This window comes from uncultured Alistipes sp. (assembly GCF_963931675.1).
GTDB lineage: Bacteria > Bacteroidota > Bacteroidia > Bacteroidales > Rikenellaceae > Alistipes.
The window spans coordinates 2,541,709-2,563,169 of sequence record NZ_OZ007039.1 but is presented as its reverse complement, the minus strand read 5'-3'; the positions used below and the strand labels follow the sequence as shown (position 1 = coordinate 2,563,169).

General features: G+C 49.4%; 16 protein-coding genes and 1 tRNA gene. 7 read left to right on the top strand and 10 right to left on the bottom strand.

Going from position 1 to position 21,461, the window contains the following annotated elements; all coding sequences use genetic code 11:
• Positions 1-96 precede the first annotated feature (96 nt).
• The 5 genes from ABGT65_RS10750 to ABGT65_RS10730 all read right to left on the bottom strand — a co-directional run bounded on the left by ABGT65_RS10750 (position 97) and on the right by ABGT65_RS10730 (position 5,914).
• Positions 97-1,443, bottom strand: coding sequence for a tetratricopeptide repeat protein (locus ABGT65_RS10750; RefSeq protein ID WP_346702069.1), 1,347 nt, complete (start codon positions 1,441-1,443; stop codon positions 97-99).
• A gap of 46 nt (positions 1,444-1,489) precedes the next feature.
• The gene (gyrA, locus tag ABGT65_RS10745) at positions 1,490-4,072 is read right to left on the bottom strand and encodes a DNA gyrase subunit A (RefSeq protein WP_346702067.1); all 2,583 of its coding nucleotides are present in this window, start codon (positions 4,070-4,072) and stop codon (positions 1,490-1,492) included.
• Positions 4,073-4,328: 256 nt separating this feature from the next.
• Positions 4,329-4,796 (bottom strand): hypothetical protein, encoded by a 468-nt coding sequence (locus ABGT65_RS10740; protein WP_346702065.1) that lies wholly within the window; start codon positions 4,794-4,796, stop codon positions 4,329-4,331.
• 94 nt (positions 4,797-4,890) lie between these two features.
• Positions 4,891-5,295 (bottom strand): hypothetical protein, encoded by a 405-nt coding sequence (locus ABGT65_RS10735; RefSeq protein ID WP_346702063.1) that lies wholly within the window; start codon positions 5,293-5,295, stop codon positions 4,891-4,893.
• A gap of 316 nt (positions 5,296-5,611) precedes the next feature.
• Positions 5,612-5,914, bottom strand: a complete 303-nt coding sequence (locus ABGT65_RS10730) for a hypothetical protein (RefSeq protein ID WP_346702062.1) — start codon at positions 5,912-5,914, stop codon at positions 5,612-5,614.
• A gap of 639 nt (positions 5,915-6,553) precedes the next feature.
• On the opposite strand from ABGT65_RS10730, the gene ABGT65_RS10725 reads away from it, so the two are divergent.
• Both ABGT65_RS10725 and ABGT65_RS10720 read left to right on the top strand, forming a co-directional pair.
• Positions 6,554-7,360, top strand: coding sequence for a helix-turn-helix domain-containing protein (locus tag ABGT65_RS10725; RefSeq protein WP_346702060.1), 807 nt, complete (start codon positions 6,554-6,556; stop codon positions 7,358-7,360).
• 123 nt (positions 7,361-7,483) lie between these two features.
• Entirely contained in the window at positions 7,484-7,693 is a 210-nt protein-coding gene (locus ABGT65_RS10720) for a hypothetical protein (RefSeq protein ID WP_346702058.1), read from the top strand.
• A 90-nt stretch (positions 7,694-7,783) separates the two neighbouring features.
• Here ABGT65_RS10720 and ABGT65_RS10715 read toward each other — a convergent pair.
• Both ABGT65_RS10715 and ABGT65_RS10710 read right to left on the bottom strand, forming a co-directional pair.
• Positions 7,784-7,856 (bottom strand) — tRNA-Lys (locus tag ABGT65_RS10715).
• A 106-nt stretch (positions 7,857-7,962) separates the two neighbouring features.
• On the bottom strand, positions 7,963-9,261 hold the full coding sequence (locus ABGT65_RS10710; RefSeq protein ID WP_346702056.1) for a glycoside hydrolase family 2 TIM barrel-domain containing protein: 1,299 nt from the start codon (positions 9,259-9,261) through the stop codon (positions 7,963-7,965).
• 51 nt (positions 9,262-9,312) lie between these two features.
• On the opposite strand from ABGT65_RS10710, the gene ABGT65_RS10705 reads away from it, so the two are divergent.
• Entirely contained in the window at positions 9,313-9,765 is a 453-nt protein-coding gene (locus ABGT65_RS10705) for a type I restriction enzyme HsdR N-terminal domain-containing protein (RefSeq protein WP_346702054.1), read from the top strand.
• 246 nt (positions 9,766-10,011) lie between these two features.
• Here the strand turns inward: ABGT65_RS10705 and ABGT65_RS10700 are convergent, their stop codons facing one another.
• Complete coding sequence (locus tag ABGT65_RS10700; protein WP_346702052.1) at positions 10,012-10,752, bottom strand: LytTR family DNA-binding domain-containing protein; 741 nt, start codon at positions 10,750-10,752, stop codon at positions 10,012-10,014.
• Positions 10,745-11,815, bottom strand: a complete 1,071-nt coding sequence (locus tag ABGT65_RS10695; protein ID WP_346702051.1) for a histidine kinase — start codon at positions 11,813-11,815, stop codon at positions 10,745-10,747. Before ABGT65_RS10695 ends, ABGT65_RS10700 begins: the two co-directional genes overlap by 8 nt.
• Before the next feature lie 688 nt (positions 11,816-12,503).
• Here ABGT65_RS10695 and ABGT65_RS10690 point away from each other — a divergent pair.
• The 4 genes from ABGT65_RS10690 to ABGT65_RS10675 all read left to right on the top strand — a co-directional run bounded on the left by ABGT65_RS10690 (position 12,504) and on the right by ABGT65_RS10675 (position 19,781).
• Positions 12,504-13,094 (top strand): DUF6088 family protein, encoded by a 591-nt coding sequence (locus tag ABGT65_RS10690; RefSeq protein ID WP_234129283.1) that lies wholly within the window; start codon positions 12,504-12,506, stop codon positions 13,092-13,094.
• Positions 13,091-14,104: a nucleotidyl transferase AbiEii/AbiGii toxin family protein gene (locus ABGT65_RS10685; protein WP_204437271.1), complete on the top strand. Its 1,014-nt coding sequence runs from the start codon at positions 13,091-13,093 to the stop codon at positions 14,102-14,104. Before ABGT65_RS10690 ends, ABGT65_RS10685 begins: the two co-directional genes overlap by 4 nt.
• A gap of 128 nt (positions 14,105-14,232) precedes the next feature.
• A complete protein-coding gene (locus tag ABGT65_RS10680) occupies positions 14,233-17,166 on the top strand; it encodes a hypothetical protein (protein WP_346702048.1) in 2,934 nt (977 codons plus the stop codon).
• 14 nt (positions 17,167-17,180) lie between these two features.
• The gene (locus ABGT65_RS10675) at positions 17,181-19,781 is read left to right on the top strand and encodes a DUF7017 domain-containing protein (RefSeq protein ID WP_346702046.1); all 2,601 of its coding nucleotides are present in this window, start codon (positions 17,181-17,183) and stop codon (positions 19,779-19,781) included.
• 152 nt (positions 19,782-19,933) lie between these two features.
• On the opposite strand, the gene mobV is transcribed toward ABGT65_RS10675, so the two are convergent.
• Positions 19,934-21,310, bottom strand: a complete 1,377-nt coding sequence (mobV, locus tag ABGT65_RS10670; RefSeq protein ID WP_346702045.1) for a MobV family relaxase — start codon at positions 21,308-21,310, stop codon at positions 19,934-19,936.
• Between the last annotated feature and the right edge of the window lie 151 nt (positions 21,311-21,461).

The following is a 21,461-nucleotide window of genomic DNA, read 5'->3' as shown; positions in this document are numbered from 1 at the left end:
TTGTAAGGTTCCGCAGCCCCTAAACCCGGTTAAGAAAGGGGAGCCCGACCCCACAGAGTGGAGCCGGGCTTCCCGTATCATTGGATTTCGAACCGACTATTCGATACCCTTGGCCTGCTTGTAGAGGGCGTTGTAGGTGTTGTATTTGTCCATGATGCCGGGTTCGTCGCGCAGACGGAAGCACAGCGACTTGAGGAACTCCAGCGTATCGACATCCTCGGGTTTGATCTCGTGGGCCTTCTCGAACCAGGGCACGGCAGCCAGATAAACCTCGTTGACAGTCTTCAGATCGTCATCGTAAGCGGCCTGGCTGCTGTACTGCTTCTCGTTCATCACCTTGTTGAGCTCATCACCCTTGATCGTGTAGAAGACACCCAGATAGTAGTTGCCCTCGAAGAGGTCGGGCTTCAGCTCCACGACCTTCTCGAACGACTCGATGCTCTTGTCGTAATCCTTCAGGGCGTAGAAGATCCGGCCGCGGCCGAACCACAGGTCGACATTCGACGGGTTGTCGGCAATGGCCTTGTCGATCAGTGCCACGAGGTCGGCGGGGTCTCCGACACCCTCTTCCGAGGTGTAGAGCTGCATCAGGCCGTCGAGAATCCGCTCGTTTTTCGGGAACTTCTCGATACCGGTCAGCAGGGCCTGCTTGGCCTTCATGACGTTCTCCTTGTCGGCAGCCTTCTGGCCGTAGAAGCAGTGGAAGAGGTAGTAGTAGATGTTGCCCTCCTCGTCGGCGTAGTTCTTGGCGATAGCCTCCTGGAGATACTTTCCGCCGCGGACGAATGACTCGGCATTGTTCGAACCGTCGACCGTCAGCAGATAACCCGCATAGTAGAGCAGTGCGGGATCGGCCTCGCCGTAAGCCGGGCTCGACTGAGCCTCGTAAGCCGTGGCATAGGCATTCGCAGCTTCCACATAGTCGCCCGAGTCGATGCCGACATTGCCGACCTGCGAGCAGAAGTTGCTGATCTGCGTCAGACCCTCCTTGATCTTGCTGGCGCTCTTGGGATCGAGTTCATAGGCCTTGTTGTAAGCCTCGATGGCCTTCTCCGGAGCATCCTTGATCACCCATTTGGTTTGCTTCCACGTGGCGACCTTGTTGTCCTTGATGTAGGCCGTGAACCAGGGATAGACCCATGCCGTGTACTGTACGCCGTTGAGCGTCTCCTGCGAGGTCGACTTCGGCTCACCGACCGTCAGTTTGAGCATCGTGGACTCCATGTTGACGAAGAGGCTCTTCGTCGGTTCGGCAGCCACCTCATAGAATGCCTTGCCGCGGTTGATCCACGTTGCGGCCTTCGCAGCCTTCTTTTCGTTGGCGATGTCGGCATCGCTCTTCTCGATCTTGGCAAGGAGAGCCTCCTTGTTCACCTTCTGGGCCTGCACGGCGGGAACTGCCACGAGCAGCGCCGCGAGAGCCGTCAAAATCGTCTTTTTCATACGAACTTGAATTTAAAAGTTTTTCGGTTGTTTCCCTGTTTGTTGTCTATTCCTCCGCGGGGCTGTCGGTCCCGGGAGCCGGGGTTGCCGACTCCGCATTTACGGAGTTCCCGCCCGCTTCGGCATCCTCGGCACCCTCGACGGCCGCGGATTCCTCCTCACCGGCGGCCGGGACGGCCATCACCGAAGCAATGGCATCGCCTTCGCGCAGGTTGATGATCCGCACGCCCTGCGTGGCGCGCCCTGCGAGCCGGATCTGCGACACCGCGGTGCGGATCGTCAGGCCCGAGCGGTTGATGATCATCAGGTCGTTGTCGTCCGTTACGGCCTGGATCGAGATCAGCTTGCCGGTCTTCTCCGTGATGTTGATCGTCTTGACGCCCTTTCCGCCGCGGTTCGTGATGCGGTACTCGTCCAGATCGGTGCGCTTGCCGTAGCCGTTCTCGCTCAGTACCAGCACATCCTGCTTCGAGTCGGGCTCCACGCAGATCATGCCCACCACCTCGTCGCCCTCGTCGATCGAGATGCCGCGCACACCGGCTCCGACACGTCCGATCGGACGGACCGTATTCTCGTTGAAGCGGATGGCCTTGCCTTCGCGGGCGGCGATCATCACCTCGGCCTGTCCGCTCGTCAGCTTGGCCTCGATCAGCTGGTCGCCCTCGCGGATCACGATGGCGTTCACGCCGTTCTGACGCGGCCGCGAGTAGGCTTCGAGCTTCGTCTTCTTGATCGTGCCGTCCTTCGTACACATGATGATGTAGTTGTTGTTCACATACTCCTCATCATTGAGCCGCTTGACGTTGATATAGGCGCGGACCTTGTCGTCGGGGTCGATCTGGATGACGTTCTGGATCGCACGGCCCTTCGACGAACGGGTCCCTTCGGGAATTTCGTAGACCTTCAGCCAGTAGCAGCGGCCCTTCTCCGTGAAGAAGAGCATCGTGTTGTGCATCGAGGCCACGTAGATATGCTCGATGAAATCCTCGTCGCGCGTGGCGCTGCCCTTGGCCCCCACGCCGCCGCGGTTCTGCGTGCGGTATTCGGCCAGCGGCGTGCGCTTGATGTAGCCCATGTGCGAGATGGTGATCACCATGTCGTCGTCGGCGTAGAAATCCTCGGGATTGAACTCCTCCGAAGCATAGACGATCTCCGTGCGGCGCTCGTCGCCGTACTTCGCCTTGATCTCCAGCAGCTCGTCCTTGACGATCTGCATCTGCATGGCCACGCTGGCCAGCACCTCCGTAAGGTGCGCGATCAGGGCCGTCAGCTCGTCACGCTCGGCCACGAGCTTGCCGCGTTCCAGGCCGGTCAGGGCCCGCAGGCGCATCTCGATGATGGCCGAAGCCTGAATCTCCGTAAGATCGAAACGCTCCATCATCGTCTGCTTGGCGGCATCGGGGGTCTGCGACGAGCGGATGATGTGCACGATCTCGTCGATGTTGTCCTGGGCGATCAGCAGACCGAGCACGATGTGCAGGCGCTCCTCGGCCTTGCGCTTGTCGAAGCGCGTGCGGCGAACCACCACGTCGTGGCGGTGGTCGATGAAGTGCTTGATCAGGTCGCGCATCGACAGCAACTGCGGGCGTCCATTGACCAGTGCGATGTTGTTCACGGCGAACGAGGTCTGCAGCGGCGTATTCTTGAACAGCGTGTTGAGTACCACGCTCGCCACGGCGTCGTGTTTCAGGATGATGATGATCCGCAGGCCGTTGCGGTCCGATTCGTCGTTGATATAGGAGATGCCGTCGATCTTCTTCTCGTTGATCAGGTCGGCGATCTTCTTGATCATCTCGGCCTTGTTGACCATGTAGGGGATCTCCGTGACGACGATGCACTCGCGGCCGCTGGGCGTATGCTCGATCTCGGTCTTGGCGCGCATGATCACGCGGCCGCGGCCCGTCAGCATTGCCTCCTTCACACCCTCGTAGCCGTAGATGAGGCCTCCGGTGGGGAAATCCGGGCCCTTGACGTAGTGGAGCAGCTCCTCGCCCGAGATCTCGGGGTTGTCGACATAGGCGCAGCAGGCATCGACCACTTCGCTCAGGTTGTGCGGGGCCATGTTGGTGGCCATACCGACGGCGATACCGCTGGCGCCATTGACGATCAGCAGCGGGATTTTGGTCGGCAGGACCGTAGGTTCGGGGATCGTATCGTCGAAGTTGAGCGTCCAGTCGACGGTCTCCTTGTCGATATCGGCCATCACCTCGTCGGTGATCTTCTTCATGCGGGCCTCGGTGTAACGCATGGCCGCGGGCGAGTCGCCGTCCATTGAGCCGAAGTTACCCTGCCCGTCGACGAGCGGGTAGCGCATCGACCACTCCTGGGCCAGGCGGACCATGGCGTCGTAGACCGAAGTATCGCCGTGGGGGTGGAACTTACCGAGCACGTCACCGACGATACGGGCCGACTTACGGGTAGGTTTGTCGGAGTAGAGGTTGAGCTCCGCGCTCATATCGTAGAGGATGCGTCGGTGTACGGGTTTCAGACCGTCGCGCACGTCGGGCAGGGCCCGGGAGACGATGACCGACATCGAGTAGTCGATGTAGGCCGACTTCATCTGCTCTTCGATATTGATGGGGATGATCCGCCCCACCAAACCGGCATTTTTTTCTTCTTCTGTAAGCATCTATCTCTTCTGTATAACCGGATTTCCATGCGGGTCGTCAGTGCGGCCCGCCAAATAACGAACAAAAATAGTAATTTCTTGCGATCCGGGCAACTTTGCCGGGGAAAATCGCACGCGCGTGCGCGATATTTTTCTCGGTAGGAGTCGTTTTCGGCCCTTTTCGGGCGATTTGAGGGCAAAAAAAATTTCTCCCGACAGAGGGTCGGGAGAAAAGGGCCCGCGGAGCCCCGATTCCGAAAAGGAAAATGATAATCGGTCAGCGCCCCGCATGATCGGACCGACACCGCCACAGAATGCGGACACCCACCGTGAGATAGGCGTGGCAGTAATCGGCGAATCCGCTCTTGTAAGCATCTATATAGCGGACACCGGCGCCTACAAAAAGCGGTGCCCACAAGACATCGGACTGCCAACGCACGCCGACATCGTAATAACGGAAGTGCCAGTCGCCCCCGAGCGTATTGCCGACCCGGACCGAAAGGTCGATCCGGTCGTGGTCGGCATGCAGCGGCGCATAGCCGAATCCCACTCCGAGTTGCATCGCATCCTCGTAGCTTTTCGCACCCGCACTCTTAAACAGCCCCACCGACCCCGTAAACGGCACAAAGAGCGAAAAACGCGGATCGAAACGGTACCCCACGGCCAATTCGCCGTCAATAATGCGTTGCTGTACGCCGTCGTTCTTCGAAGAAAACAGACTCCGGGTCTCAAATTGCCAGATCATACCCTTGTCGTTATCCACAAAAGATTGTGCCTGCACGACAAACGCAGCACAAAGCAGACCGAAAGATAAAAGAATTTTCTTCATAACGGAATAATTAATAATTCTCAGTTTCCACCTCTCCTGATTCACTCCCGCCAGATTCTTTCATTTGCCACAAAACACAACTATTACCTCCAACGCAAACTGCAGCTTTAAGCATATTTTTGGAATCCTGATTTATATTCGAATTTTGAATAATATTCATAAATTCTGCCATACTATCTTCTTCATAAGCCACACAAGTTGCCATCAGAGACCCAAAGATTCCTCCAACAACTGCCCCAATACCTCCACAAGAAGCCCCAATTGCCGCGCCTACCGCATCGGAGGCAAATATTCGTTTTAACCAACGACCAAAAAACCATCCTCGCGTATCCACTACACCACAAAATTGATCCGCATACTTTAAATTCAACGCAGCAATTTGCAAATTAAGGTCTGCAAATTCCGTTTGCTTCACATGTTCAAAAGCCGCATCCGATCAAGAATCAGCATTCGAACAAACAATTAAAAATAAGCCCACGCCAAGAAGCACAAACTATAAACAAATTCGCTTTATATTATATTTTTTTTCAAATCATACGCCAAATATAAATGAAAAAATCCAATAATATAAATATTATTGGAAAAATATTTTCGATAAATCAACCCGTCGGGCGATCCACACAAGTCACTATCGAAAGATCAAAGCCCGCAGATGCGTTCGACGCGCGACACGGGCAACAGCAGGGCGACCTGCGCCACCGATTGAGGTGTTCCTGTGTACAACGGCCCGGTTATTTGATTATACCTATTTCCTTGAGCCATGACGAGATGTTCTGCTCATTGATTCTTCCGCTTGTCAGTCCCTCCCCGGCCAGATGTCCGGCATCCGGAGTGAGTTCGACGATACGGGCCAGCGTCTCGTCACGATAAGTGGAAGCATACGTGCAGAACGGCACGACGGTCTTTCCGGAGTTCCCTCCATCTTCGAGTATACAGGCGGGATAACCAAATATCCGGCACAAGGACAACGTCTGCAACTGCTCTCCGCTTCGCAGCGTGAATATGGCGTCATGTGGATCCGATACAAATTCCATAAAGACTATCGCAAATGGAAAAGATAATGGTGCAATTACTGCTTTGTTGCCTGTGTATGTCCTCCTGTTCCGACATCGGAGGTGACCGGCCCGCTTTGCCGCCGGATCAGGATGCCACTGAAACGCCGGACACGCCCCAGGACCATACAGAACTGATAAGCAAGACTGTCTCTGTTCCTCCCATTTACGGACAAGAGGCCGAACGACGTGGTATGCACTGTACGGTACGAGAGACCCGTTCTATCGCCAGTTCCAGGCGTGTGCTGATGCTGTGCGTGAAACGGGTGTGGAGGTGGAAGAGCACGAATATGAAGGTATGCCGCACGGTTTCGGATATACCCATGAGGAGTGGATGGTCAGCTTTGACAGCTGGATGAGCAGCATAATGGCCAATAATTAAATAGATATGAAAAAGAGGTTTTTAACATTGATATTGCCGCTCACGGTATCCTGAGCTGGTTGCGGAAAATCGGCATGGCGGAAAAATGAACAATGAAACACAAATTATTGATTCCGTTTGCTCAGCAATTACAGTTGAGCGAATAGGTCGATTTATGTATTGATATTCCTGAAAGGAGAATCAGATTAAGACAGAAGTCGATATTTATTTGTACTTTTGTTTAGAATAAAGGGATCTTGATGGATGAATGGAAAGATATAATCGTTACCGATACGCTCGGTGCTATAAGGACTGATATCGAGAAGGAGTATCTTGCGCACATGCTTTGCTTGGGCGGGACGTGCCGTTACCGTTTCAACGAACGGGAATTCGAGTTGCACGCCGGCGATCTGTCAATTATCCGCAAACGGAAAATGCTTGATAAGGTACAGCCTTCGGAAGACTTCCGGTGCAAGATCATTTATGCCACCCCCGAATTTATCGAATTGTCTACACCTCAAAGCAATTACGGCATGAAAGGATCCATGGCCCTGTTCCTCAATCCTGTCATGCACCTCACGCCGGAACAGCAAATCGTTTGCCGCCGGGATTTCGAACAGCTGGAACTGCGCATCCAGAATTCGGGACACCGCTTTTATCAGGAAACGCTTGTCAATGCAATGCAAGCCACCATTCTCGATTTTTTCGACTTCCACGCCAGCCTGTACGGTGAAAGCGATATATCTACTCAGAATGCCTCCATTATGAACCGGTTTCTGAAAATGTTGGAAGCGGGGACTTATCGTGAACATCGGGAGGTGACTTATTATGCCGATTGTCTGTGCATAACACCGAAATATTTGTCGGAAGTGTCGAAAAAGGTCAGTGGATACGGTGCCAACTATTGGATCAACCGTTATACGATTCTCGACATTTCCCGTCTGTTACGGAACAAATCGCTATCGTTTGTCCAGATTTCCGATATGTTCGGATTTTCATCACCCGCCTATTTCAGCCGCTATGTACAACAGAACCTGGGTGTAAATCCATCGGATTACAGGGAATAGTTCATTTATACCTGAATTTGTCATAATCGGTAAAAACTGTGATTTTTACCGATTTTTTTTGCATTCCTGCTTTCCCATGACGCCATTACTTTTACAATATAGACAATTAAAAATCAGAGTAATATGAAATCATTAAGCATTCTTCTGCTGTTTCTGACTGTTTTTACAGGAGCAATGGCTCAAGAAAAAGAAACGTGTTCTGAAAATACCATCGTAAGGCTTACAACGGGGATGGCTTTGAATGTCATTGTGTTGCATCAAGTGATGCAGAGGGTAGGTAAACTTTCTATGGGAAGTTTATGGGAAGTCAGCCTCGTGAAAAGACTGTTTTAAGTGCTGTTTTTGCCCTTAAAATACCAAAGAGAAAGAATGGTATAAATGCAGAAAAGACTGATAATCAATGATTATCAGTCTTTTCTGTTGTACCCCCTCAGGGGCTCGAACCCTGGACCCCAACATTAAGAGTGTCGTGCTCTACCAACTGAGCTAAAGAGGCATCAATCGTTATCCGATTGCGAGTGCAAAGATAACCATAAAATCATTAATTCCAAAATTTTTTCAGAAAAAATATCTTTTTTTATTTTTTTCTCGCGGCCCGTATCTCATTCGAAGACGACCCGGTCACTGTTCCATTCGCCTCCGGCATCCGGGTAAATAAAGGGCCTCGAATCCCCGAACCGCTTCATATTCAGATAGCTTTCGTAGAGGTTGATCCCGTTGGCCGAACGGGTGGCCAATGAGAAGGCGATGACCGACGGATGGCGTTTGGTTGTATGGTACGAATTCTCCGTCCGCTCGATGTAGGCCTGCAGCCAGGCCGGATCGTTCGACGGATTGCCTCCCTTCTGCCGGGAATCGCCGCTGCGGCTCGTGTCGATGGGTGCCTGGGCAATTACGCAGAGACCCTGCCCGTCACAGAAATCGAGGAATGACTCGTTGACGGGTCCCGGCAGCAGCTTCAACGTATTGTACCCCTGCTCGCGCAGCGCTGCGACGTCGTTTTCGGAGATCGTCCCCGGGACTTCGCGGATCCGGAGCGTGGCGGGCTGTCCGTTCAGCAGCAGACGCCCCTCCTTCACGCCGATCTCCCGGAATCCGAGCCTCAGCTCCATATACTCCACATAACGTCCTTCGTGCTGGGTCTTGAGCCGCAGGGTGTATTGCGTGGGGAGCTCGGGGCTCCAGAGCATATTGGCCGGGATGCGGGCCAGAAAACGCAGCGTATCTTCACCGCGCATCGCCAGGGTAATATCCTTGTGGCCGGTGGCGGCGTTCTCGCCCGTCGGGGTGAGCAACTGGTAGTGGATGCGCGAGGTGCGGGGATTGAGCGCCTCGCTTTTGATGACCAGGGCCACCTCGGCCGTTGCGTTTCCGTTTTCGCCGATCCGGGTTTTGGTCGCCACGTCACGGATGCGCAGCGTGGGCTGGCTCAGGAGCCAGATGCCGCCGAGCATCGGTTCGGGATTCTCCTTCCAGCTTTCGAGCAGGGCCGAGGGGGAGGGTTGCACGACCCGAATTTCGACCGTATTGCGGCCCTCGCGGACCAGTTTGGTGATATTGAACTCCGCGGGGGCATTTCCGTCGGCGACGTAGGCTGCCTCTCGGTCGTTGATGCGCAGTTCATAATCCCCGGATGCCTGCCCGATGTGGAGCAGCACCTGGCGGTTGGCCCAGGCGAAGGGCACGGTGAAGTTCGTGGAGAAGCTATTTCCGTTGAGGTTCCACTCCTCCAGCCGGGTGAAATAGCGGTTGTCTCCACCGTCGGCGGCTTCGGCGGCCTCGGCCGAGGGGTAGGCGAGGAGTTCGCCGCGCGGGAGTTCGCGTCCGTAGGTGGGAACATACTCCTGGGCACAGAGCCCGCAGAGGGAAAAAAGCGCTATGGTTGCAAGGATCGTCCGCATAAGTTCGTATATTTGTGTCCGGTAAAGATACGGAATTTTTTTGAGACTGCGATGAACGGACTTCCCAAACTCAATTTTCCACCCATCCGGCTGCGGGCCCGCCGTCGGGACGGGACGGTTGAGGTGTGGGATTCCCTGCGAGGCATCTATCTGGTTCTCACTCCCGAAGAGTGGGTCCGCCAGCATCTGATCGCCTGCCTGGTTACCCGTTGCGGGGCTCAGCCCACGCGCATCGTACAGGAGTATGCCGTACCGCTCAACGGACAGCCGCAGCGGGCCGATGTGGTGGTTGTGGACGATTCCGCAAGGCCGTTGCTGCTTGCCGAGTGCAAGGCGCCGCACGTGAAGATCGACGGCCGGACGCTTGCGCAGGCCGTTCGGTACAATTCGGTGCTGGGGGCGCGCTACCTGGTGCTGACCAACGGACTGTGCCACTACTGTTGCGAACTGCGCGACGGGGAGTATGTCCGGCTGGACACTTTTCCCTGCCTCTGCGGGGAGTAGGGGCCGACTGCAGGCGCCGTATCCTGGGCACCCGCCCTTCCTTTTGAATTGAATCCATCCGTTTCCCGCACTCTCCGGTTCAGCCGTTTCCCGCACGTCCGCACCTTTCTCACGCCTCCAATCGGGCCGTCCCGCCGTTTCCCGACCGCTTCCGGCCCCTTAGGGTGTTCCGCCTCTTTTCGCTCCTTTTTCCGTTAGGCCGGGCCGTCCCGCCGCATCCCATTCCTCTCTCACCCCCCCCCTCCGTCAGAGGTTTCGGAAATTCTTGCGGATATACTCCTGGAACGCCTCCTTGTAGATTTCGCCGATCGGGATGTACTCCGTATCGCTCAGGTAGATGCGCCCCTTGATGTAGGAGCGGATGGCTTTCAGGTTGACGATGTAGGAGCGGTGCACGCGCATGAAGGAGTCTGCCGGGAGCGCCGTTTCCATGTTCTTGAGCCGGAAGAGCGTGGTGATGGCCGTACCGTCCGCGAGGTGCATCCGGACATACTCGCCTTCGCTTTCGATGTAGACGATGTCGGCGATCTTCACGAGCGAGACCTTGTAGTCGGCCTTCACCGAGATGTACTCCTGGTCCTTGGGCAGGGCTTCGGACTCGGATTCCTGGGGCGGGCGCTGGTTGTGGCGCAGTTCGTAGAGCGAGTTTGCCTTGGCGGCGGCACGGCTGAAGTCCGCGAAGCTGAAGGGCTTGAGAAGGTAGTCCACGGCATCGAGTTTGAAGCCTTCGACGGCGTATTCGGAGTAGGCGGTCGTGAAGACGACCATGGGGCGGTCGAGGAGCCCGCGGACGAACTCCACGCCGTTCAGGTCGGGCATGTTGATGTCCACGAAGATCAGGTCGACCTTTTCCGCGGCGAGCCGTTGCTGAGCCTCGATGGCGTTGTTGAACCGTGCGACGAGTTCCAGGTAGGGGATTTTGGCAATGTAGGCGGCGATTTGGCGCAGAGCCAGGGGCTCGTCGTCGATGGCGATACACTTAAGCATGGAGAGTCGGGATTTCGAGGTTGACGGTATAGGTTGTTTCGGCTTCGAGGATCTCCAGGGAATAGCCCTTTTCGCCGTAGATGAGCGAGAGCCGTTTGCGGACGTTTTCGAGTCCGATTCCGGCTTCGTGGTGTTTTTCGGGTGCGGTATGGCGGCTGTTTTCGATGGAAGCGAAGACCTTTTCGTCGGCGTATCCGACGCGGATGCGGATGAACGAGGGGTGGTTGTAGCTGATTCCATGCTTGAAGGCGTTCTCCACGAAGACGATCAGCAGCAGGGGCGGGATCGAGACCTGTTCGGGCAGGTTGTGCGGATACTCCAACCGAATATCCACGTCGTCGGTGTACCGGATTCGCATCAGTTCGATGTAGTTTTCCAGGAACTGGATGTCGCGGTTCAGGGAGATGAGTTCGTGTCCCGAGTCATAGAGGACGTATCGCATCATCTTCGAGAGTTCGATCACGGCGTTTTTGGCCGATTCGGCATCGATGTCGATCAGAGCATGGATGTTGTTGAGGGTATTCATGAAGAAATGGGGGTTGATCTGATACTTCAGATAATCCATTTCGGCCTGGAGGTTCTGCCGTTTGAGAGCCTCCATTTTCTGTTCGTCGCGCATGGACTGGTAGATGAGCTTGATGCCCGTGTTGGCGCCGGTCATGAAGAACCCGAGGACGATGTTCCAGTAGACTTCGAGGTTGGAGAACGACGCCTGCCGGTATGCTTCGGAGACGTTGGTGTTGGCCTGTGCGATGAGGTTGTTGGCGAGGTGTTCCTCGTAGATCTGGACGAGCCAGAAAACTCCGATGATCAGAGCGAGGTCGCTGAGGAGGTATTTCCAGTATTTTCTGCGGAGCATGTACCTCGGGGCGAGGACCACATTGTGGATGAGGAATATGACGAAGTAGGGAGCGATCTGGCGCCAGGCGATCAGCACGTTTTCCAGATTGATGTGCAATTCGGACATCATCTGTGAGTTGAGCACGGGGACCAGGAAGATGGCGGCCCAGACCATCAGATAGAGGAGGTTTTCGCCTATGGTTTGTTTTCTGGAAAACTTCATGGGACAAAGATAGCAAAAAAAGCGGGAAATGTTTTTTTCAGGGCAGTACCCTGGCGAAGCCGTTCGTTGTGTGGAAATTATTTTCTCTTTGTCGTGTCGGGCAAGCGGCGCTTACATAGCAAGTGTTTTCGCACGGTCCTTTGTTGAAAATGTGGAAGTTTTCGAAAGTGAAAGGACGACGAACGGCACATCATTGCTTGTTTAGATCATGCGGTCGGCACCATACGTGGTGCCCATACCCCATATCTATCCGAGTGTGGGGTATTGCATCGTCTATTTTCGCTTGGGTCCTTCCACAACCTTCAACAAGATAGGCGAAATCGGCTCCACGCTTGAACCGAGAATGATTATATACTAATCTGATAATCAATTTATATATTAGTCTTTATCTTTTATTTGATACCGTATAATTCCCATATTCTGTCGGTTTCCCAAAGGTTATTATTATTTTGCTCCACTGTCTAATAAAAGCTCTTCATTTTGAGGTATGGTGTTAATGTTCGCCAAAAGGTTGGTTAGAACAACCCATTGGCGAACTATGATAACCCTAACTTAATGTACTCGGTTCATGATCGGGGTATTAAGCCGCAAAGCATTCTATAATGTCCGATTTTCTTTAAGAATTTCGGACATTTTATTGCTACATCAAGAGTAATATCGTATCTTTGCAACTAGAATCATTGTGAATATGAAGACGATACTGACGAAGGAAATACGAAACATTATAAACCGAAACGGACCGAACAGGCTTTATATGGTGAGCGATTTTGCCCATCTGAATAATGACGGGCTAGTTACTCGTGCGCTTTCCCGATTAGAGAAAGAAGGTGTGCTCATTCGTCTTTCTCAAGGTCTATATTTATATCCATTACGGAATAAGTTCGGTGTACTTCGTCCCTCTATAGAAGATATCGCATACGCCATAGCGGAAAAGGATAAGGCTCGTATTATACCTAGTGGATTGACAGCATTGAACAAATTGGGACTTTCCACACAGGTCACGATGAATGCAGTCTATTTGACAGATGCCACAGCAAGGGAACTTACTATCGGGAACCGTAAAATCATATTCAAGCGCAGCGCACCTCGCAATTTTGCCTACAAGACAGACTTGTTTCCACTTATAGTCGCTGCCATGAAAGAATTAGGGAAAGATAACGTGACAGATGAACAGGTTGCAATCATAAAACAAGCCATTGAAAAATATGGTAGTCCTGATGAAATCAAATACGATTACAGCATTGCCCCGCAATGGATTAAACAAAGACTTGCATTATGAATTTTACTAAGCTTACAAAAGAAGAACAACTTACCATTTTGGCTAATGTAGCCGAAGAGAAAGGGATTGTGGACAATGCCGTAGAAAAGGACTACTGGGTCAGTATGGTGTTGCGTGCCATATTTTCTTTGCCGTATGCAGCAGCTTTTGTTTTCAAGGGAGGAACAAGCCTTAGCAAAGGTTGGGGATTAATAGAACGGTTTTCGGAAGATATTGACCTTGCAATAGATCCCCAATATCTCGGTTTCACAAATATTGAGACTAAAAGTCAACGGACTAAGTTGCGGAAAGACTCCAAGAAGTTCATAGATGGCACTTTTGCGCTTGACGTAGAGAACAGATTAAAAGAGTATGATCTTTCAGAGTGTTGTAAAGTCATAGTTCCGGAGACGTCTGTCAGCGACCTTGACCCTGTAGTCCTGTTTGTCGAGTATAATTCAGTGCTGCAAACGAAAATGCAATATATACCGGAGCGAGTCAAAGTTGAGATAAGTTGTCGTTCTCTCATGGAACCGTCGGAACAGATAGAAATGCGTTCTATGATAGAAGATGCCTATCCGGATGAAGATTTTTCATTGCCGATATTTGCAGTCCCCACAGTAGTGCCAGGACGGACATTCTTGGAAAAGGTTTTTCTTTTGCATGAAGAGTTTAACCGTCCCAATGGCTGTACGCATATCGAACGTATCACACGACACATGTATGACATTGTAAAGATGATGGATAAACCGTTTGCAATGGAAGCAATGCAAAATGTACAACTATATGAAGACATTGTGGCTCATCGCAATAAGTTTACGGCATGGAGCGGACTGGATTACACAACACATCTTCCGCATACAATATCATTTCTTCCTCCTGAAAGCATTGAAGAGGCTTTGCGGGACGACTATAAGCAGATGCAAATCGGCTTTATTTATGCTAATGCGCCCTCGTTTGATGAGATTATGGAGCAGTTGCATGAGTTGCAGGACAGATTCAGGGCATTGGAATGGAAAAATAATCGTTGACGTATGGCATACATTAATGTTGATATAAACGAAACTGAGATATTCATTAACTATCTTGCATAATGTATGGATTAAATCCAATTGAGGAAGAATTGCAAAATTTTATAATTAGAAATAATTAAGGTCTTATGGCGTTAGAGGTTTTACATCAGCAGGCAGCAACGCACGAGAATGAGCAATTCCGCCGCGTGGTCAAGATAGTAGATGCCGCGTTCAAAAAGCACAATTACGATGGCATTCTTATTGGTAATCCATTTAATGAGAAATATCGGCGCTTTCGTGCAGATGCGATTCTCTTTTTCAATCATGGAGTGATAATTATTGACTTCAAAGACTATTCGGGTCAACTGATTATTCCACGGGGCGATGATGAATTTAAGAGTTATCCTTGGTATGCAGAAAAAGTATCGGACTGCCAGAATATAGAGGTTAAGGCAGGTGCCCATTTCTTGAATCCGTTTCTCCAGCTTGTTTCATATAGAAACGCATTCAGAGAAATCGTTGAGCATAATCCAATTCTCGGGCAAAAAATCAATCCATCCCGGGTGTGCATAGCAAATATCTTTTCAGGACCGCTTAAGCTCAGCAATAAGGTTCCGGGGAAATATCCTTATTATAAGATTGTACAAGAATCGGAGATAGGGGCCTTGCTTTATGATTTGAATAATGATAATGCTTTCGATGAAGAGATAGCCAAGGCGATTAAAAGCATCTTCCCATCCGATGAATATATTCAAGACTATTCATTTGATACGGGGGTGATTTGCAAGCAAGACATCATTGTCGGGAAAGGGGCAAAATCTACTATCGATACCTTTATGCAAACAGAGGGCAACGACCTTCTTGTCTTAACGTCGATGGATGCAGAAGAACGGGATAATTGGGCAAAATACATTTTTTCTATTGCAGATAATTACAGAATTCCTGAAATTCAAGGACTTTGTCATTCAAATAGAATTAGCCGCCGGTTGGGACAGCGCGGGATAGAGGCTTCCAGCCTTTACTCATTCATATACGGAGGGAACGAGACATCCGAAGATGAAGAAGACGATGAGGCCATGCAGGTTATTCCCATCCGTTCGGATGCCGGATTGGATGAGCGAGCATTGTTAATGGTGTATGATGCGCATCTTGTAAGCCGCAGCCTCTCTCAATCAGATTTGCTTCGCTTTGGAACAGGGCGTTTGCTTGAGGACTTCATCGCCTTTGCCAATCCGGCATCTGAGCGGAAAATCGTTTTCATCGGTGACCCTTATATGCTATCTTTCGGCTCTTCCGACGATTCTGCTATCAATGTGGCTAATCTTCAAACTATCTGCGAGGATAGGGTTATTCATTACTATCATCAGCCGGCCTGCGATTCACATGAGTCCTGCAAGGAGTCTCTAAAATGTAGTCTCGCCAAGAGTATGGATGCACAGCTGTTCAACAACTTGAATTATGCCTTTGATGACGGGTCTATCGTTGAGATCAGGAAAGATGCGATTACCGACAAAATGAAAGAATGGTTTATGGCTCCATTGCAGCAAGAACCTAAGCAGTCGGTCCTGTTTTTCAAGAAAAGCGACTGTCTGAAAACCAATCTTTGGGTTAAGCATCATTGTTTGAATAATGGGAAGGAACTTGCAGCAGGCGACCTTCTTATTGCCAATAATAATATCTATATCCCTGATGAGACCGGGTTTGGTAATCCCAAAAGAGTGCTGAACGGGATGTATTTTACTGTAAAGGATGTGCTTGAGAAGCATAGTGAAACAATCTCCATTAAGGCTTATCCTCGTCCAATGTTTCTGTCTTTTACAAAAATATCTGTTAAATGTTTGAGCCTAAGTGGGCAGGATGCCGAAATTTGGGTACTTGACAATTATTTGGATTGTTCAGATGAATTGACTAAGGAGGAACAGATTGCAGTTAATGTCTTCATTAATCGTCGTATTACTGAACGAAAGAAGTCGTCACCATTTGCCAAGACTGAATTTTATAGTCAGTTACTATCTGATGCGGACTATCAAGCCCTCTCTAATGATGAGAAAGAAGCGATAGAAAACATTATTCAAAACCGTTCTGTCCAGAAAGAAGATAGGGTACCGGTCAAAACAACGAAAGTGGCCCGTTCATTACTCAAATGTTATTATGATAGGTACGAGAGTGACATTCAACGGTCTTCCCGTGAGAACGATCCGCTTATCAATGTAATGTATGCGAAATATGCATGGGCTATAACTGTTCATAAGGCTGTCGGCTCCGAATTTGACAATGTCATCTTGAAAGGATTCCGCACGGAGAATGACGGAATATGCAATGAGTCTTATTTCAGATGGCTATACAGTGGGCTCTGTGTTACGGCAGGAGTATTCTATATTGCACAACCGCAATATGTCCATCCATTTATGAATTGTACCGTGAGCGAAACAGATTCAGGTGTTAACCCACCGAAGCAATTGCTTATATATGATGGGTATAAAGTGCCATCCCGTTTTTCCGATATGGTTCTTAATAACGTCAATGCGTCAGCTGCTATTTGTGAATTGGCAAAGCTTATCGAACCAAGCGGTTATATCTTGGAGGTGGTCAAACCGTGCAATGATTATTTGACCAAGGCCGTATTTTCAGTACCACAAGGGATAAAAAAGAAATTGGTAATTGATATTCATAACAAGGGTGCTAAGGATTCTTATGGTATCTCGGCAATTAGAATGGAGCCGAATGAGTTAGTTGATGCCACCTGTATTGAGCAGTGCATCGACACAGTCTTCTCCCAGGCTGTGTCATATAATAAATCTGTGGATACTCCTGATTATATTTTGGAAGTCGTTAAGGTATTTGGTGAGCAGATGAAAGAGCGGGGATTCAAGCTTGAGGTAGTGTCCAGTAAAGATTATCAGATTGTCTGCAAGGTTACATCTGATAACGGCAACGCTATGCTCCGCCTATGGTATGGAACCAGCTTGGAAAGCCATAGCAAAGGGTTTATCAACAAAATTGAGATGTTCGACGTTACTGATACCACCATTGCAAGTGAGGTGCGGGAAATGATTGTATTTAAATCAACAAAACTATAATTTAGACAGTAAAAATGGCAAAGTTTAGTTCTCATAATAAGAATGATTACTCCCCTCGCATATCAACTAAAATCTATGCTCTCCGTCGCGATGGTTTATTGGATGATGCCAGACAACTGGCTGAAGATTATCTTCAAAAAAACAGAACAGATATAGATGTTTTGAAAGCCTATGCATGGACATTGATTGATATCTGCAAAAGGGAGCAACAGAAAGGAAATATTGTAGATGCGCGAAAAATTTCAGCTCTTCTGTCGCGTATGCACTTCGAGACCCAATTCGATGAGTTTGCGGAAATGCTTGTTAGAAAAATACAAGCACTTAGACTAATGGTGAATCCTTTCTACGCTCAGATTCAAGAAGCTAAAGAATTGAGTCAGAAAGGCAACAATGATAAAGCATGGGGAATTCTTACCCAATTGTCAGTAGACGGAAATCTTCCTGAAGAAGCGCATGAAAGCTATGGATGGACAATATACCGTTATTTGCGAGATCACATTGCACAACTTGATTCAATACAGGTGCGGACGCAACTGAAGAACTATATTTACCTTCATAATGAGCGCCCTTCGATGCTGCATTCCCAAATATTGAACTTCGCCCTTAATTACTCTAAACAAGATGGCAATTTCAAACTCATATCGTTTCTCAAGTTATGGAATCCGAACAATTTGCGACTGGATGATTTTGAAGATTCACGTAGCAACGAAGGCAAAACCATTCCATCGTTGATGTCGAGAATTGCAAAGGCTATTGTTGATTATCCTTTAGATGAGATTCAAGAATTTGTTAGGCTTATCCCCTATAGGAAAGACGATTTTATCGAAATGATAAAAAACCATTTCTTCTGGAAACTGTATCATAGTACTGAGGACGGTGTTTCTTCATCTACATGGGAGCTGTTTAACCAATATATAGAGTTATCCAATGATACTCCGGCCTCTACTTCTCATTCGAAAGTTCTTGGGTTAGCCGAGCGCACAATGAAGGAAAACAATGCATGGCGATTCTATGATTTTTTTAGAGGGTGGAACCCAGAGAAGCTAAGAACAGCTGACTGGCAAGAAGAGAAAGGAGATAATGGGGAAACCTATAAACCGTTAGCTGTCAAATCGCTGAAAAGAGTCAAAGAAGCTCTTGAGAATCTTTCTGATGAACAACTAGGAGACCTCCAATGGCTTATTGACCTCTATGGAATAGCCATAGAGAAGATACCGGATGATGATTGGAATATCAGGTCGAAAGCGTTACTTCATCTGCGCGCTGGTCAGCAAGCAGAAGCAAAGGATATCTATAAAAAGCTTTGCCAGAAGATGGGAGAGAAATACTACATCTGGAGTGAATTTGCCGATTGTTGGGAAGATGTGGATGTAAAGATTGCTTTTCTTTGCAAAGCTCTAAGCTTAGAGAAGAATGAAGACTTCATAGGGAAGATACGAATGGAATTGGCTCAACAACTAATTAAATCCAAGAAATATGCAAATGCAGTAGTTGAACTTGACCAATATAAGAAACACTATGCTGAAAAGGGCTGGCGTATTGATTCAGAAGTGGATGCTCTTCTTGAGCAATGCTCCTCGGTTACTCCTGCATCTGACAATAATGCGGCACTTTATGCCGAAAATATCTCAAGAGCGGAAGAATACGCTTACGAAGATATTTCTTTCACGGAAGTTGTACTTGTGGACAAATGGAAAAACGGGAACGGAAAGACCATGATAGTTTTTGTCGACGGTAAAGCAATTGAATTTGCTACCGATAAGAAGAGATTCCCAGGGCTAAGCGATAGTCATAAAGGACAAGTTTGGAAATTCAAATTGTATAAAGATGAAACAATCCGAACCATTCCCGGTGATTATCCATGGCAGCAGCCCAAGAAAGAAGCAGTAATCAAATATATTCCTTTGACTGCCATTCCCTCAGAAACGGCAGATTGGTTTAATTTGCCGATTCAATATGGCTATGTTCAGTATATAAACACAGAGAAAAAGGTCTATCATATTTATTTGACCGATTCAACACTCGTTTATGAGCACTATGAGCGGAAGGAACTTGAAAAAGGAGATTTTGTCAAACTGCGCCAATACAAAAAGAAAGTCAAGGAAGAGAGCAAGACTTTCTTATGTAACATACAAAAGTGTGCTGAGGATGAAGCTATTGAGAAGTTCAAGTGTAGGATTGCAGCAGTAGATGATGTCAATAATCAGCGTAAACTATTCCATTTTGTATTAGGTACCAAACAGGCTTCGGGTATTCTGCACTATGATCAGACGGATTTGCGTCCATCCGTTGGTGATTGCATTAAGATTCATTATTTTGTCAAGGAAATCAGTGACAAGAAGAATCCGGGTAAGCAAAAGAAATTAGTGGAAGTGCTTAGGGCAGAGTTGACTGACGGGAGTAATAGTGACTTAGTAAAACGCTTCTCCGGTAATTTGGAACTCAAATATAAAGATAGGTATGATGGAGAAGAACCAGATTTTGCATTTATTGGTGATTACTATGTCCATAAAACTATACTGGAAAAATATAACATTACTTCCAATTGTTATGTGAATGCGAAAGCAGTCTATACCGGAGATGGTAATTGGAAAGTGTATGAAATTGAGAAATGATATTATTTATGTAAGTTCGATGAAAACAATTAAAACAAAATCGATTGATTATAAGCATTTAGAGATCCACACCTGTCCAAAGCAATCATAGGTTTTTAGGGAAGAAACAATAAGTAGATAGGGCCACTATGAAATTATATGTCTTTAAAATGCTAACGCTTTCGTTTAGTATCTTCTTTCGTGTTCCACGGCAAATCCGAAGTTGAACCACCTCCACCAGTGCCGACATGAACCTCTGCCGGACCACCGGCGGCCAGGGTAAAAGCCGCACCCAGTAGTTCCGCCTGTTTCCCGCTTACCTGTTCCTGCGGCTCGAATACGGCATTGACAAACTCCTCGTCCGTGATCTGCCCGTTGAAATGTCTTTGTGCCACATCATAGTCTATCTGGAATTTGGTGTCCTCAAAAAGTTCCTCTCCGACCCGTGTCCAGATGTGGAGCGACGGATTCCGGTAGTTGGACACGTTGATTCGGACAAGTTCGGCACCGGATGAGAGGCTGTAACGCTGAGGGTTTGCCTTACGGTCGAGCAGGCCTATCTGCTTCCGCTGCCTGTCTATGACGGCATCTTTCTCTTCTGACTGCCGCTCGGCGGCTTCCGCCCTGCGGATGGCTTTGTCTATCTCCGCTTGATAGCCGTTTCTCAGTTTCCCGATTTCTGATTTATGCTGTTCCTGCAACCGGGCCTTTTCTACCTGAAGAGCCTTAATCTGTTTATTGAGTTCGGCAATCAGCCTGTCCTTGTCAGCCAGTTCCTTCTTTGCCTTGGCAAGGTCTCCCTTACCGAACCATGCAAGAATGGTGTTCCTGCCCTCCTGCGCTTTCTCCACATCGGCCTGCAGCTTGGTTATATCCTCTTCATATTGGATTACCTGCTGCCTGTAATATTCCGAGTTCGCCTGATGCTTGGCGGTGGAGCCGACAATCCCACGCTGCAACCCGAACGGTTTCATGGCCGCTGCGTAACTGTTCTGGTATTCATGAAGCTTGGTGCGCCGCATCACATCATCCGCTGACAAACGGGGACCGGATTTCGTCTCATATTTCTTCTCGCCCTCCCGCTTCCTGCGGATACGCTCACCGGTTACAATGGGAACGACAGTGGCGTGCAGGTGGGGAGTCTTCTCGTCCATGTGCAGCACGCACGATACAAGGTTCTCTTCGCCGAAGGTCCCCTTTAGCCATTTGAGATTGGCATCAATCCAGTTGTCCAGTCTGCCGTCATTGGCAATCTTCATCATCTGCTCATGCGTTCCGGTCAGGATGATACGGATGGCTTTTGTCTGGTTTTTGCCGACCTTGCGGCGCAGCCCGGCCGTGTCGATGCGGTGCTGTACCGCCTCGGTACGGTTGGACACTCCTTCAGGGAACCTGACCAGCTCACGGTTGAGATGTGTCCGGTCCGCATTGGCATTGACCGGCACATAAATCTTTCCCTTGGCATCCTTCCTTTCTATATGGCATGACATTCCGCTGTCATTGCCGCTGCCACGCTGCAGGTGGCAGACCGCGTATTGTGTATTGCTCATATCTGTTCGTTATTTTATTGTTATTCTTGTTGTAAAATCCCGTCATACAGCCGGAGGCATACCTGGGAGCCTGAGGGGTGTCCCTCAGCTTATGGGCTTTTTGACTGCCGGACGCGGAGCGGAGGCGGTGAAAATGCCCTAATAAGCTACG